At 69.7% G+C, this 13263-nt stretch carries 14 protein-coding genes; 8 read left to right on the top strand and 6 right to left on the bottom strand.

Translation table 11 applies throughout. The annotated features are described in order from the left end of the window. Window positions 1-101: 101 nt before the first annotated feature. On the bottom strand, window positions 102-3164 hold the full coding sequence (locus tag F9C11_RS00070; RefSeq protein WP_409182910.1) for a BTAD domain-containing putative transcriptional regulator: 3063 nt from the start codon (window positions 3162-3164) through the stop codon (window positions 102-104). Between the two features lie 109 nt (window positions 3165-3273). Here F9C11_RS00070 and F9C11_RS00065 point away from each other — a divergent pair, with 109 nt between their 5' ends. From F9C11_RS00065 to F9C11_RS00050, 4 genes are all read left to right on the top strand, one after another. Continuing rightward, window positions 3274-3909, top strand: coding sequence for a TetR/AcrR family transcriptional regulator (locus F9C11_RS00065; RefSeq protein ID WP_409182909.1), 636 nt, complete (start codon window positions 3274-3276; stop codon window positions 3907-3909). Between the two features lies 1 nt (window position 3910). Continuing rightward, window positions 3911-4207 carry a DUF6204 family protein gene (locus tag F9C11_RS00060; protein WP_409182908.1) on the top strand — a complete coding sequence of 99 codons (297 nt, stop codon included), beginning with the start codon at window positions 3911-3913 and terminating at the stop codon, window positions 4205-4207. Between the two features lie 176 nt (window positions 4208-4383). Continuing rightward, window positions 4384-4947 (top strand): hypothetical protein, encoded by a 564-nt coding sequence (locus tag F9C11_RS00055; RefSeq protein WP_409182907.1) that lies wholly within the window; start codon window positions 4384-4386, stop codon window positions 4945-4947. Next, window positions 4944-5933 carry a hypothetical protein gene (locus tag F9C11_RS00050; RefSeq protein ID WP_409182906.1) on the top strand — a complete coding sequence of 330 codons (990 nt, stop codon included), beginning with the start codon at window positions 4944-4946 and terminating at the stop codon, window positions 5931-5933. Before F9C11_RS00055 ends, F9C11_RS00050 begins: the two co-directional genes overlap by 4 nt. On the opposite strand, the gene F9C11_RS00045 is transcribed toward F9C11_RS00050, so the two are convergent. Continuing rightward, complete coding sequence (locus F9C11_RS00045; RefSeq protein ID WP_409182905.1) at window positions 5930-6445, bottom strand: arsinothricin resistance N-acetyltransferase ArsN1 family B; 516 nt, start codon at window positions 6443-6445, stop codon at window positions 5930-5932. The two genes, F9C11_RS00050 and F9C11_RS00045, sit on opposite strands and share 4 nt — an antisense overlap. Before the next feature lie 42 nt (window positions 6446-6487). Here F9C11_RS00045 and F9C11_RS00040 point away from each other — a divergent pair, with 42 nt between their 5' ends. Continuing rightward, complete coding sequence (locus tag F9C11_RS00040; RefSeq protein ID WP_409182904.1) at window positions 6488-7045, top strand: helix-turn-helix domain-containing protein; 558 nt, start codon at window positions 6488-6490, stop codon at window positions 7043-7045. Window positions 7046-7130: 85 nt separating this feature from the next. Then, window positions 7131-8531, top strand: a complete 1401-nt coding sequence (locus F9C11_RS00035; protein ID WP_409182903.1) for an MFS transporter — start codon at window positions 7131-7133, stop codon at window positions 8529-8531. Here the strand turns inward: F9C11_RS00035 and F9C11_RS00030 are convergent. Both F9C11_RS00030 and F9C11_RS00025 read right to left on the bottom strand, forming a co-directional pair. Then, entirely contained in the window at window positions 8422-10011 is a 1590-nt protein-coding gene (locus tag F9C11_RS00030; RefSeq protein WP_409182902.1) for a DNA polymerase ligase N-terminal domain-containing protein, read from the bottom strand. The genes F9C11_RS00035 and F9C11_RS00030 overlap by 110 nt on opposite strands. A gap of 15 nt (window positions 10012-10026) precedes the next feature. Continuing rightward, the gene (locus F9C11_RS00025) at window positions 10027-10503 is read right to left on the bottom strand and encodes a MarR family winged helix-turn-helix transcriptional regulator (protein WP_409182901.1); all 477 of its coding nucleotides are present in this window, start codon (window positions 10501-10503) and stop codon (window positions 10027-10029) included. 84 nt (window positions 10504-10587) lie between these two features. Here F9C11_RS00025 and F9C11_RS00020 point away from each other — a divergent pair, with 84 nt between their 5' ends. Beyond that, window positions 10588-11223: an FMN-dependent NADH-azoreductase gene (locus F9C11_RS00020; RefSeq protein WP_409187099.1), complete on the top strand. Its 636-nt coding sequence runs from the start codon at window positions 10588-10590 to the stop codon at window positions 11221-11223. A gap of 283 nt (window positions 11224-11506) precedes the next feature. On the opposite strand, the gene F9C11_RS00015 is transcribed toward F9C11_RS00020, so the two are convergent. After that, window positions 11507-12040 (bottom strand): GNAT family N-acetyltransferase, encoded by a 534-nt coding sequence (locus F9C11_RS00015; RefSeq protein WP_409182900.1) that lies wholly within the window; start codon window positions 12038-12040, stop codon window positions 11507-11509. 109 nt (window positions 12041-12149) lie between these two features. Between F9C11_RS00015 and F9C11_RS00010 the strand changes: the two genes are divergently transcribed. Next, window positions 12150-12506, top strand: a complete 357-nt coding sequence (locus F9C11_RS00010) for an ArsC/Spx/MgsR family protein (RefSeq protein ID WP_409182899.1) — start codon at window positions 12150-12152, stop codon at window positions 12504-12506. Here F9C11_RS00010 and F9C11_RS00005 read toward each other — a convergent pair. Beyond that, the gene (locus F9C11_RS00005; RefSeq protein WP_409182898.1) at window positions 12499-13263 is read right to left on the bottom strand and encodes a sulfite exporter TauE/SafE family protein; all 765 of its coding nucleotides are present in this window, start codon (window positions 13261-13263) and stop codon (window positions 12499-12501) included. The two genes, F9C11_RS00010 and F9C11_RS00005, sit on opposite strands and share 8 nt — an antisense overlap.

The following is a 13263-nucleotide window of genomic DNA, read 5'->3' as shown; positions in this document are numbered from 1 at the left end:
AGCAGGAGGTGGCCGGCGCGGTTCGAGTCGAGCACCTGTGCCAGCGTGTCGAGGCGGTTCCGGCTTACCGGGCGGGAGCGATCGCGTTGCGGTGGCTTCCGTCAGCCGAGGACGTCGTAAGCGAGGGCGACCGGGTCGTCGACCGTGCCTGACGGCTGGGCTTGGACGGCGGCCGCGGCGGCGGTCGCGTCGGGGAGGGCGAGGTGCGGGCCGCCGCGGAGGCGGTCTCCGGCGACCAGGAGATCGGCGGCGGCGACCGGACGGCCGACGCACAGCGCGTGGTCGGCGATGCCCACGAGGACGATCGACAGGTACAGCGCCTCGCCGGCTTCCGCGGCCAAGGCGAGTGCTTCGCGGCGGCGGTCCCGGGCGGCGGCGAGGTCATCGGTTTGGGCGTCCAGGTAGGCGTGCGAATGCTGGATTATCGCGCGGAACAACGGATGCGGCGAGACCTCGCTCAGCAACGCTTCGGCGCGGTTCAGTTCCAGCCGGGCTTCCGCCAGGTCGCCGCGCCAGCGGGCCAGGTCGGCTTTCGTCTGTGCCAGAAGAGCGAGCGGATCGGGGTACGAGATGCTTCGCGCCTCGCGGTCGGCGGCGGCTATCGCGGACGCGGCGGCTGCCTCGTCACCGAGTTGCCAGAACAGCTGCGCTTGCCGGCCGCGGGCGAAGAGGACTTCTTCGGCCGACCCGAGTTCCGAGACGACTTCGATCGATTCCTCGTAGCACGAAACGGCTTCCTCCAGTTCGCCGCGCCGGCCGACGACCTCGGCGAGGCTGTTCAGCGCCAGCGAGATCCCCCAGCGTTCCCCGCTCAGCCGGAACAGCCGGACGGCCTCGCGGATGTCGGCTTCCTGCGCGGCCGAATCGTGCCGGAGGTTCAGCTGCGTCCGTGCCCGGTGCAGCCGGGCGTGGGCGCGCAGCCACGGGTCCTCGTCGGACAGCAATTCGGCCAACGCGGACTCGCCGGCGCTGGCGTCCCCGGTGTGCGTGAACACCGGGATAATGCACCGCAGCAGCGAATTCTCGCTGCCGCGGCTGAGTTCGAGCGCCCGGCGGCTCAGCCCGTCGGCGGAGCTTTCGTCGGTCATCCCGACGGTCAGCAGCAACGCGGCCATCGCGTACCCCATCGCGCGGAGTTCGCGGTCGGTCTCGCCGGGCAACGCCAGCGCCGCCTCGATGAGTTCCTGTGCCTCGGTTTTGTGCCCGGTCAGCATCCAGAACCACGCGCACGACGTCGCCAGCCGCAGTGCCGTCGCGGCTTCGCCGGCGGCGATGGCACCGCGTATCGCGGAGATCAGATTACCGTGCTCGGCGGCGAAGCGCGCCAGCCATTCGATCTGCTCGGCCCGGCGCAGGTACTTGTCGCCGGTTTCGGCGAAGGAGGCGAACCACTCGGCGTGCGCTTGCCGCAGTTCCTCGCGTTCGCCGGCCAGGGTGAGCTGTTCCAGGCCGTACGCCTTGATCGTCTCGAGCATCCGGTAGTGCGGTTCGGTGTCCGCGGAAACCGTCAGCAGCGATTTGTCGACAAGCGCGCTGAGCAGCTCGGACGTCCCGCCGCAGACCGCTTCCGCGGCCGCCGCGGTCGCGCCGCCGGAGAACACCGACAACCGGCGCAGCAGCTGCCGTTCGCCCGGTTCCAGCAGGTCCCAGCTCCAGTCGACCACCGCGCGCAGTGTCCGGTGCCGCGGCAGCGCGGTCCGGCTGCCCGCGGTGAGCAGGCGGAACCGGTCGTCGAGCCGGGCCGCGAGCTGCGAGATGCTCAGCGACCGCAGCCGGGCGGCGGCCAGCTCCACCGCCAGCGGCATTCCGTCGAGCGCCCGGCAAATCCGCACCACATCGTCCACAGTGGACTCATCGACGGCGAACCCTGGCCGCACCGCGGCGGCTCGGTCGGCCAGCAGGCGTACCGAAGCACACGACCTCGCTTCGACCGCTGTCGCGCCTTCCGCGGGAAGCGTCAGCGGTTCCACCGGCCAGAGCGCTTCCCCGGTCACCGCCAAGGGTTCCCGGCTGGTCGCGAGAATGCGCAGCCGCGGACATTCGCCGAGCAGGTATTCGGCCAGTTCCGCGGCGGCCTCGATGACGTGCTCGCAATTGTCGAGCACCAGCACCGCGTCCCGGTCCCGCAGCGCCCTCGCCGCCCGCTCGCGCGGACTGCTGTTGGCGAGCGATCCGCGGTACCTCTGCTCGCGCGGGCCCAGCGCGTCGAGCACGGCCTGCGGGACGTCCGCGCCGCTGCTGACCGGGGCCAGTTCGGCGAACCACACGCCGCTGCGTCCGGTCAGCAGCTGCCGTCCGGTTTCCGTGGCCAGCCGCGTCTTCCCGGCCCCGCCGGGCCCGGTCAACGTGGTGAGCCGGTACTCGCCGACGAGCTTGGCCACGCGGGCGACCTCGGAGTTCCGGCCGACGAAACTGGTCAGCCCGGCCCGCAGGTTCGTGCGCGCGACGTCCTCGTTCGCCACGGTTTCGCGAAGGATTTTGGTGTGCGCGGCGGACAATTCGGGAGCCGGATCGGTGCCGAGTTCGTCCGCCAGCGCCCTCCGGATCCGCGCGAACACCTGCAGGGCTTCAGCCGGTCGGCCGGCGGCTTGCAGGGACCGCATCAACGCCGCGGCCAGCCGTTCGCGCAACGGGTTCTCGGCCAGCAGCCTCGACAGCTCTTCCACGAGATCCGCGCCGTGGCCCAGCCGGAGCACGGCTTCGGCGTACTCCTCGGTGGCGGACAGCCGCAGCTCGTTCAGCCGCACGATGTGGCCTTGGAAGAACTGTGCGTCCGAGACATCGCCGAGCGCCGGGCCGCGCCACAGGTTGAGTGCCTCGCGCAGCAGCACGACGCGCTTCTCGTCAGGCAGGGTTCGCGCAGCGGCGACCAGTTCCTCGAACCGGGTCGCGTCCACGGTCGCCTCAGGCAGCCGGTAGCCGGACGGCGTGGAGTCGAGCCGGGTGCCGATCCGGCGAAGCCGCGAGACGAGCGCCTGCAGCGCGTTGGCGGTGGCCGGCGGACGCGTCCCCCAGACGGCGTCGACCAGCCGCCCGGCCGGGACGATCCGGCCGGGCTCCAGCGCGAGGGCGCTCAGCAGCGTCCGCAACCGGGCGCCGGCGATCTCGACTGCGGCACCGTCGTCGTTCCGGACCTCCAGCGGGCCCAGCAAACCGATCCGCACCTGGTCGATGATGCCGCTTCGGCCGCTGTCCCGTCCTCCGGGATCTCCCGGAGATCCGGCGGCAAAAAATGGAGTCGACACCAAGTTTGCAGTATGCTTCACTTTCCGGGTGGGACTTCGGGAGCGGAAGAAGCAGGAGACGACGCGGCGCATCGCGGAAACCGCGCTGCGGATGTTCGTCGAACGCGGATTCGACGCGGTGACGATCGCGGAGGTGGCCGAGGCCGCCGACGTCGCGGTCAACACGGTCTACAACTACTTCCGCGTCAAGGAGGACCTGGTGCTGCCGCCGTCCGAAGCCTCGGCCGGACGGCTGGCCGAGATCGTGCGGGCGCGGGAGCCGGGGGTCTCCGCGGCCCGCGCGGTGCTGGACCGCCTGCGCGGCGAGATCCGGCAACGCTCGCGGACGATCGGGCTCAGCCCGGGGTTCGGCCGGGTGCTGCCGATGATGCTGGCCGCGCCCACGCTCGCGGCCCGGCTGCGAGACCTCGGCGAGCAGATGGTCGCCGAACTCGCCGACCTGCTGACCGCGGAAACCGGTGCGGCGCCAGGGGATCCGGTGCCCGGGCTGGTCGCCGCGCAGATCGGATGGGTGCACAGCCTGCTGTACGGCGAGATCGGCAAACGCACCGTCGCCGGCGAGCGGCCGGACGACATCGCGGAGGCCGCACTGACGCTCCTCGACGCGGTGGAAGGCCTGCTCAGCGAACAAGTACTGACTTATGCGACCCGGAAGGACACCTGACATGGACGCGTTCCGCGTCATCATCCGCGGCAAATTCGACCCTCTCGACGCGGAGGCCCGTGCCTCGCTGGCGGCCAAGGCCGACGTCGCCTTCACCGAGGAAGGCACCTTCACGCACGACGTCAACGCGACGGCGTTCACCTTCCGCTGCCAGGTCCCGGCCGGGCCGGACGACGACGAACGCGCGGCGAAGGACGGCGCGCTCGCCGCGTTGGAGGCGCATGGCCTGCCGTGCCGGGACCTGAACTACGCGGTGACCGACTTGCGTGCGATCAAGATTCGCCGCAAGAACCGGTAGTGACGTCCGCCGGTGCGGTCGCCGCGCGCCAGCAGTCGTGGAAGGTGGGCTACCTCGGCACCGGCGCGAGACGGATGACGCCCCGGCTGGGCAAGGACCTGCTGCGCCTCTGACCGGATCCGCCCGAAGTCGCGTCGTTCCCGGGGTTCGGCGTGCTTCGTACCTACAGTGGCCAGGTGACTACGCCTGCCGAGGACCAGCGCGACCACGTGATGGCGCGCGCGTCCGCGCTCCGCCGCGAGCTTCGTGCGGGTCTGGCGCAGCTGCCGGGCCAGGCGGACGACGAACGCACGCAGACGCTCGACGCCTTGGTCGAGCGGGCGGAGGCGCTGCTGCGCACCGAGAAGGAAGTCGACGTCGCGGTCGAGCAGGTGCGGCTCGCCCGGTTGGAGGCGAAGCGCGGAAGGGTGCAGCGGACGACGCTGTACCTGGCGGTCGCGCCGGTCGCGGTCGGGATGGTGAGCGGGGCGATGATGCTGTTCGGCGCGCTCAACGTGATCTGGCTGCTGCTCGCGTTGCCGCTGCTGGGCGCGGGACTGCGGATCGCGTTCGGGCCGCTCGGGCCGACACCGTTGATGGTCAACCGGCGGCAGCGCGCTGCGTACAGCGGTGCGCTGGCCGCGATCTTCACCACGGTCGCGCTCATCGGGGCCGGGCCGAGCGCGCAGTCGATCGTGGTCATCCTGGCCGCGCTCGCCACGGTGGCGACCGTGGCGTTCCTGGTGCAGGAGGCGCGGTGACCTACTCCGAGTACTACCGCGACACCGAGTACTACCCGGCCGAGGAGGGCCCGGAGACCGATCCGGAACTCCTCGCCCTCACCGACACGGTCGGCGGTATGCAGGAGACCGTCGACGAGCTGGAAAACCGCACCGCTCGCGAGCTTTCGGAACTGCGCGAGACAGTCGAGTCGTTCACCGAAACCCACTCCCGGCACGAAACCCGGCTGGACCACACGGCCCGGCAGCTCGAACGGCTCCGGCAGCGGCTGCTGGTGCTCGAACGCGCGGTGCGGGTGTCGGAAAAAGTGCCGGTGGTCGACCTGGACGACGTCGGCCCGCAGTTGCGGCAGCTCGCCGCGGAGGCGGAACGGCGGCACAGCCTCGCCGCGCAGCTGCTCACGCCGAGTCAGCGCCGACCGTACGAAGAGGACGTCGCGCGGTTGCCGCAGGCACGGGAAGCGTTGGCGCAGAGCGAAGAAGCGCTCATCGCGGTGCTGGAAGTGCTGGCGAAAGCCGAACGCGGCACGCCGGAACGGGACGACGCGGAGTCGCGCCTGCCCGAAGCGGTCGCTCGGCGGCGGGGTGTGCTGGATCGGCAGCTGCCCGCCGCACTGCAGGATGCCGAAGCAGCGCACCAGGTTCTGGCAGCGGACGAGGTGGCGCGGACCCGGGTGCTGCCGCAGATCGAGAAGTGCGAGCGGGACTGGGAGGAGCTGCATTCCCGGCTGCGCGAACGAATCACCGAGGCGATCGGGTCGAGCGCGTTGCTGCCGGTGTGGTTCACGCACGCGTTCGGGGTCGCGCCGCCTTCCGGTGCGGCGGGGGACAAGTGGATCCGCGCGGCGACGTCCGCGCTGGCCTACCGGGTGACGCACGGCGTGGTCGATCCCGCGCTGCCGCTGGGGGAGCCGCCGCCGTCGGACACCGACTGGACGGAACCGAAGTGGTCCTGGCGCGCCCGGCTGGAGCACGACATCGAAGAACTGGACCTCGGGGTGGATTAACGCGGTTCGTCTGGCGCGGTGCCTGGCCCGAGTTCTCGTTGCATCCAGGTGACGTCGCGCCAGGCGCCGTGTTTCCAGCCGATCCTGCGGTAAGTGCCGATGAGTTCGAAGCCCATTGCCTGGTGCAGTCCGACGCTCGGCTCGTTCGGCTGCGTCATTCCGGCCACCGCCATCCGGAAGCCGCGTTCGGCGAGGCGGGCGAAAAGGGCTTCGTACAAGGCTTTTCCGCCGCCCGCGCGTCGACGGTCTTGTGCGAGGTACACGCTCACCTCGCACGACCAGCGGTAAGCCGCGCGTTCCTTGTGCGGGCTGCCGTACGCGTACCCGACCACTGAGCCGTCCATTTCCAAAACCAGCCACGCGTGCGACTTCGTCGCCTTCGCGATCCGCGCGGCCATTTCCGTCGGCGTCGGTGGTTCGGTCTCGAAGCTGATCGCGGTGTCCCGGACGTACGGCGCGTAGATCGCCGCGCACGCCTCGGCGTCCCGTTCTTCGGCAGGTCGGATCAACATGTGCACGATAGTAGACACGATCCGCTGCTATAGTCGACCACTGTGACCGATCCCCTCTCCGCTTCGCTCGCCGCGGCGGTGCGTGAAGCCCGGCAGGACCGTGGATTGTCCGCGGGTGTGCTTGCCGAACGTTCCGGCGTTTCCCGTGCCATGATCGGGAAAATCGAGCGCGGCGAAGCGCAGCCGACTGCCGTCCTGCTGAGCCGGCTCGCCACCGCGCTCGGGCTCACGCTGTCCGAACTCATCGCCCGTGCGGAGGGCGACGATCGCCGCCTCGTCCGCCGCGAGGATCAGCCGACCTGGCAGGACCCGGTCACCGGCTACCTGCGCCGCGCGGTCTCGCCGCCTGGCCACGGGACTGCGGAGCTGGTGGAAATCGACCTCCCGCCGGGCGCGAAAGCCGGATTTCCGGCCAGTTCCTACGCCTTCGCCGACCATCAGATCTGGGTGCTGTCCGGCCGATTGCGGTTCCACGAAGGCGAAGTCGTGCACGAACTCGCCGAAGGCGACTGCCTGCAGCTGGGCCGCCCGGTCGACTGCGCGTATGAGAACCCGGGCGCGAAGCCGTGCCGTTATCTGGTGGTGCTCACCAAATTGTGACGCAGTTCACGCCCGATTTGTCTGATTACCGGGGCCTCCCGCCCGGACATGATGCGACCGCAAACGCATCCGGGAGGAGAAGCGAATGGGTTCGTGGCGCGAATTGGGAGCGCATTTCAGCACCGCGGTCGTGCTGGCCGGTGGAGTGCTGGTCGGCGCGGTCAACATCTATGTGGCAGCAAGCCTTTTGCCGACCGCGGTCGCCGACATCGGCGGGGAGCGGCTTTACGCGTGGAACATGACGGCGTTCCTCGTCGCGCAGGTCGTCGCGACGATGTTCGTCAGCCGGGCGCTCGCCCGCCTCGGCAACGCGGCGGCGTACTACCTGGGGTTCGGCGTTTTCGCGGCGGGCTCGGTGGTGTGCGCGGTGAGCCCGGCGATGCCGGTGCTGCTGGCCGGTCGGGGAGTGCAGGGATTGGGCGCCGGATTGCTGACCGGACTCGGGTTCGCGGTGATTCATTCGGCACTGCCGCAGCATCTGTGGGCACGGGGGAGCGCGTTGATTTCCGCGATGTTCGGGGTCGGCAACCTCGTCGGCCCGGCGCTCGGCGGGTTGTTCGCGCAATTCGGTTCGTGGCGGGCGGCGTTCGTTGTGCTGGCGGTCGCGGCGGTCGTCATCGCGGCGCTGGTGCCGCGGGCGCTTCCGCGCAGCGAGCGAAGCGGCGCGGAAGCACCGGTGCCGACCTTCGCGCTGGTGGCCGTCGTAGCCGCGGTCGGAGCGGTGAGCATTGCCGGCATCTTGACCAACGTCGTCGGGATGGCCGCGTTCATCGTGCTCGGATTCGGTTTCGTCGTAGCGTTTCTGCTCGTCGAGAAGCGCGCCGCGGTCCGAGTGCTGCCCGCGGAGACCTACGAGTCCGGCTCGCCGCTGCGGTGGATCTACCTCACCATCATGTGCCTCGCCGCCGGAGTCTCGGTCGAGTCGTTCCTGCCGCTGTTCGGTCAGCACCTCGGCGGATTGCCGCCCGCCGCAGCGGGTTTCTTCTCCGCCGCGCTGTCCTTCGGCTGGTCCGCCGGGCAGATCGTCAGCTCCTCGGCCCGCCGCGTCCGGCTGCTCTGCCTGGCCGGACCGACGCTGCTGGCCGCCGCCTTCGTCGTACTTGCCTTGCTGCAGAAGGAAAACGCGTCCGTGCTGGCGTGGCTGGTCGTCCTTCTCGCCGGGGGCGCCGGGATCGGCATCGCCATGCCGCACCTGTCGGTCGCCGCGATGGCCAGCGGTCAGCAAGCAGCGGCCGCGATCGCGACCGTGCTCACGATGGCGACCGCGTTCGGCGCCTCGATCGCCGGTCTGCTGGTGAACTTGGGCGCGCCGTCGATGGTGACGTCCGCGCGCTTTCTGCTGACCGGGTTCGCCGTCGTGGCCGCGGCGGGGATTCTCACGACAGCCGCGGCAGGCGTTGGTGCACGTCGAGCAGCTGCGCGAACGGATCTCCCGCCTTCGCCACGCGATCGAGCACCGTCCGGATCGTCCACCGATCCGGAGTGAGGTCGGGGTCGTCGAGTTCGTCCCACTCCAGCGGGACGGACACCGGCGCCCCCGGCTTCGGCCGCACGCTGTAGGGCGCGACGAGGGTTTTGTTCAGCACGTTCTGCGTGTAGTCGAGCCGCGCCAGCCCCCCGCGGCGGTCTTTGTGCCACGCCCAGCTCACCAGGTCCGGCACGATCTTGCCGATCGACTTCGACACGGTTTCCGCCCACGCCCTGGTCTCGGCGTAGGTGTAGCGCGGTTCGACCGGCACCCAGATCTGGATCCCGCGCTGTCCCGTGGTCTTCGGCCGCCCGACGAGCCCGAAGTGGTCGAGCGCGGTGCGGTGCAGCCGGGCGAGCGCGAGGACGTCGTCGAAGGACGTCTCGGAGCCGGGGTCGATGTCGAAGAGCAGCCAGGTCGGATGCTCGACGTCGGACGTGCGCGACGTCCAGGCGTGCAGTTCCAGCGCGGCGAAATTGGCCAGCCAGGCCAGATCCGCGACCCCCGACGGCACGAGGTACTGCTGCACGTCGCCGGGGTCGGCTGCCTCGTAATGCCAGCGGTGCAGCCACTCCGGCGCGTGGTCGGGGACCTCTTTGTGCCAGAACCCGGGCTTCTCGATGCCGCCGGGGAACCGGTGGGTGTTGAGCGCGCGGCCGGCGAGGTAGGGGAGCATCGTCGGCGCGATCCGGGTGTAGTACTCGATCAGCTCGCGTTTGGTGATCGGCGCTTCGCCCTCGCGGCCCGGGATCAAGATCTTGTCGAGATTGGTCACCTTCAGCTGCTGCCCGGCGACCGTCCACGTGCCCTGTTTGCCCAGCTCGCCCAGCGCTTCGAGGTCTTCTTCGGACGCCGGTTCGAACACCGCGTGCAGCGGGACCTCGGCCTCGGTCGCCGGCAGATCGCTGCGCCACAACGCGGGCGGAGCGGCCGCGATCTCGTCGTTGGTGAGCCCGCTTTTCACCGACTTCGGATAGTCCTCGGCGTCCCAGCCCGGGGTGGCGTGGTCGTCCTGCTTGTGCAGCAGGAACCACTGCTTGCCGTCGTCGTCCTTCTTGGGGCGGATCAGCACGAAGCGCCCGGCCAGCTTCTCGCCGTACAGGTCGAAGTGCAGGTTCCCGTCCGCGAGGGCCTGCTCGGGATCGTCGGTGTCGACCGGCTCCCAGCGTCCGCGGTCCCACACGATCACGTCGCCGCCGCCGTACTCGCCGCGCGGGATGACGCCCTCGAAATCGGCGTACTCCAGCGGATGGTCCTCGACGTGCACGGCCATCCGCCGCGCCTTCGGATCGAGCGTCGGCCCCTTCGGCACCGCCCAGCTGACCAGCACGCCGCCCAGCTCAAGCCGGAAATCGTAGTGCTTCCGCCTCGCCCGGTGCCGCTGCACGACGAAGCGGTAGCCAGGCTCCTTTGGGGCGTCTGCGCCGGCTGGCTCGTCGGTCTTCGCGAAGTTGCGCATGGCGCGGTACTTCGCCAGCCGCTCGGCGGCGCCGTCCATTCGCTGGCCCTCCCGTCAGCAGGTCGGAGGCTCCTCGGTGCAGGAGCTGCTGTCGACCGTTCCGGAAGCCGCTTGCACCAGCAAGTTGTAGAGCTGCTCGCGCTGGTCCGGATCGAGCGCCGCGAAGACCTCGTCCTCGACGGCCGCGAGCGCCGCCTCGGCCCGGGCCAGCTCCTTGGCACCCCGTTCGGTCAGCACGACGACGTGCCGCCTGCGGTCCTCCGGCGAACGCCGCCGCTCGATCAGCTGGTCGGCCTCGAGGTCGTTGAGCAGGCCGACGACGTTGGTGCTGTCCATCTCGAGGATCTGCGCGAGCGACTGCTGGGTGCTGGAACCGCGAGTCTGGAGGACGGTCAGCGCGATCAAGTGCCGCGGCCGCAGCCCGAACGGAGCGAGCACACTCTCCGCGCGCAGCCGAATCCGGCGCGCGAAGTGCTCGAGCAACGCACCAGACCTGCGCGGAGCCTGTGCGACGAGCGGCAGCGGAGCCATGTGTCCATTCTACGAGACACCTCGGGTGGCTGCCGTGCTATAAATGGTTTGTCCAACACAAACTATCTATGGATGGTCATCGACATGGCACACCTGCTGCACCTCGACTCCAGCATCAACGGCGACCGCTCGGTGAGCCGCAAACTCAGCGCGAGGGCCGCCCAGGCCTGGCGAACCGCCCACCCCGACGGGATGGTGACCTACCGAGATCTGGGCGCGAACCCGGTGCCGCACCTGGATCCACTGGCTTGGGAAGCCCGCATCACCCCCGCGGCAGAACACACCGAAGCCCACCGAAAAGCCGCCCGAATCGGCGAAGAGCTAGTGGCGGAGGTCCTGGCCGCGGACACGGTGGTGCTGGGCCTGCCGCTCTACAACTACGGCGCCCCCAGCTCGGTGAAAGCCTGGGTGGACCGCCTGATCGCCTCCGCGGGCGACGACCCGTCAATCCTGGGGAAGGGACGAGAACTCCTGGTACTGGCAAGCCGAGGCGGAGGCTACGGCGAAGGCACCCCCCGCCACGGCTGGGACCACGCAGAAGGCTGGCTCCCGCACGGCCTTTCCCTGACCGGCTTGGAACCGCGGTTCATTACGGCGGAATTCACCATGGCAGAAGTAAACCCGAGCCTGGCCGAATTCCGCCCGCACGCCGCGGAAAGCCTAGCCGCCGCAGAACGGGAAATCGACGAACTCTGGACCCCCGCAGCAGCCACCCGTTGACTCACCGGAGACGGCAAACGTCCCGTGAGGGGAACCCTCACACCCCCTGATTCCCCCTCACGGCCCAAAAACAGGCACCGCTGCACCCAAAGAGCGAGGCGCCCACACCTCCCCCCGCCCCCGATACGAAGCCTCCCTGCGGTTCGGGGGTGCTTGTCAAGGCATCTTTCCCGCCTTGACAAGCACCCCCGAACCGTCAGCACAATCAAGCTTCGGGGGCCCCACGCAACCACTCGCCGGCAAGGTCGCCGCCAGGCGACGAGCCGTCAAAACGGAGAGAAACTCAAACAACATCCCCCCGCCGAACCCGATAAACCTGCAACCTCAAATCGTAATACTTAGTAGTCTCCCCAACCCACTGCATCCCAATCCGCTCCGCAGTAGCAATAGCCCGCGAATTACTAGGCCGAGCAACCGCGAACAACTCATCGGTCCCGTCCTGCGAAAACGCCCACTCCACCAACGCCCGCGCGGCCTCGGTCGCGTACCCGTGCCCCCACTCCTCGGGCCGCAACTGCCAGCTCAGCTCCAAATCCTCCCGGTAAGGAGGCAGCAACCGAATCCCCAGCCCGCCGACCACCCGCCCGTCGGAACGACGCTCGACCGCCCACTTCCCCCGAGGCGGAATCAAATTGGGCTGCGCCTCCACCCAGGCCTGCAGCACCGAGCGCATCGCGGCGGCGTCCGCGACCCGGTCCATCGCGGGAGTCAGCCAATGCGTCACATCGGCGGAACCGTAGATCTGAAACGCGGCTTCGGCGTCGTCGACCGTCCAGTCCCGGATCACGAGACGGTCGGTGGTCAGAGGCAGGGTCATGTACGAACGGTACGCCCGTTCCACCCGGTCCGGGCAGGTGATGCAGGACGCAGCGAAGGCTCTTGTCCGCCAAGGACTCCGCGCGGTACGGGGAGGGTAAACTGCGCGGGTGGAGATCTGGGTGAACCCGCGTTGTTCCAAGTGCCGCTCGGCGGTGTCGCTGCTCGACGAGGCCGGTGCGGAGTACACCGTGCGCCGCTATCTGGAGGACCCGCCGACCGAGGCGGAACTCGTCGCGGTGCTCGACCGGCTCGGCCTCGACCCGTGGGACATCACCCGCACCGGCGAGAAAATCGCCGGTGAACTCGAGCTGAAATCCTGGTCCCGGACTCCGGAGGACCGTCCACGGTGGATCGCCGCGCTCGCCGAGCACCCGGAGCTGATCCAGCGTCCGATCATCACCGCGGACGACGGCACCACGGTCGTCGCCCGCGACGAGGAGACCGTCCGGTCCGTCATCAGCTGACCGCGACCGCGATCAGCGCCGCCGCCAGCAGCGCCACGTAGGCGACGGCGTGCACCTTGTCCGGCAACCGGTCGGCGACGCGCCGGACGAGCGCGATCGTCGGCAGCGAACCGGCCAGCAGCGCCGCGCCCGCGACGGGATCGAGGTACCCCGACGGTCCGCCGCCCGCCGTCGCGTAGACCGCTGTCGCGACCACCGCGACCGGCACGCTAAGCGGGTTCGCCATCGCGGCCGCGTCCGCCATCGGCAGTCCCTTGCGGCGCAGCAGCGGCACTGTCATGACGCTGCCGCCCACCCCGAGAAAACTCGCCACCGCACCGATTCCGACGCCGCCCGCGGTAGTCGTGAACGTGCTCAACGGTTTGGGTTCTCCCTGCGGCTTAAGGAATCCACCGCGCGCCAGGCTGTCCACAATGGTCACTGCCAGGTAGGCGATGAACAGGACGCGCAACAGTCCGTCGCCCGCGTAGGTCGCGGCCACCGAACCCGCCACGGCACCGATCGCGACGAACGCGGCGAGCGGCCAGAGGTACTCGCGGCGGAGACGTCCGGCGCGGGCTTGCACGACGGTCGCGCTGACCGCGTTCACCACCATCACCGCGGTGGACGTAGCGACCGCGACATGCATGGCGTCGCCACGGCTGGTGACCGCCGCGACCACCGGCACGGTGACGAAGCCGCCGCCGAAACCGAACAGGACGGTCGTGACGCCGCTGAGGCAGCCGAAGAGCAGAAGAAGCAAGATCGAGGTCCACAC

Source organism: Amycolatopsis sp. VS8301801F10 (assembly GCF_046195355.1).
In the GTDB taxonomy this organism is placed as follows: Bacteria; Actinomycetota; Actinomycetes; order Mycobacteriales; family Pseudonocardiaceae; genus Amycolatopsis.
This window is presented reverse-complemented; position numbering and strand designations above follow the sequence as displayed.

Excerpts from the sequence above, each read along its gene's own strand:
- F9C11_RS00060 (WP_409182908.1), top strand. The coding sequence starts at position 3,911 with ATGGACGCGTTCCGCGTCATCATCCGCGGCAAATTCGACCCTCTCGAC.
- F9C11_RS00020 (WP_409187099.1), top strand. The coding sequence starts at position 10,588 with ATGGCACACCTGCTGCACCTCGACTCCAGCATCAACGGCGACCGCTCG.
- F9C11_RS00025 (WP_409182901.1), bottom strand. The coding sequence starts at position 10,503 with ATGGCTCCGCTGCCGCTCGTCGCACAGGCTCCGCGCAGGTCTGGTGCG.
- F9C11_RS00015 (WP_409182900.1), bottom strand. The coding sequence starts at position 12,040 with ATGACCCTGCCTCTGACCACCGACCGTCTCGTGATCCGGGACTGGACG.
- F9C11_RS00030 (WP_409182902.1), bottom strand. The coding sequence starts at position 10,011 with ATGGACGGCGCCGCCGAGCGGCTGGCGAAGTACCGCGCCATGCGCAAC.
- F9C11_RS00035 (WP_409182903.1), top strand. The coding sequence starts at position 7,131 with ATGGGTTCGTGGCGCGAATTGGGAGCGCATTTCAGCACCGCGGTCGTG.
- F9C11_RS00045 (WP_409182905.1), bottom strand. The coding sequence starts at position 6,445 with ATGTTGATCCGACCTGCCGAAGAACGGGACGCCGAGGCGTGCGCGGCG.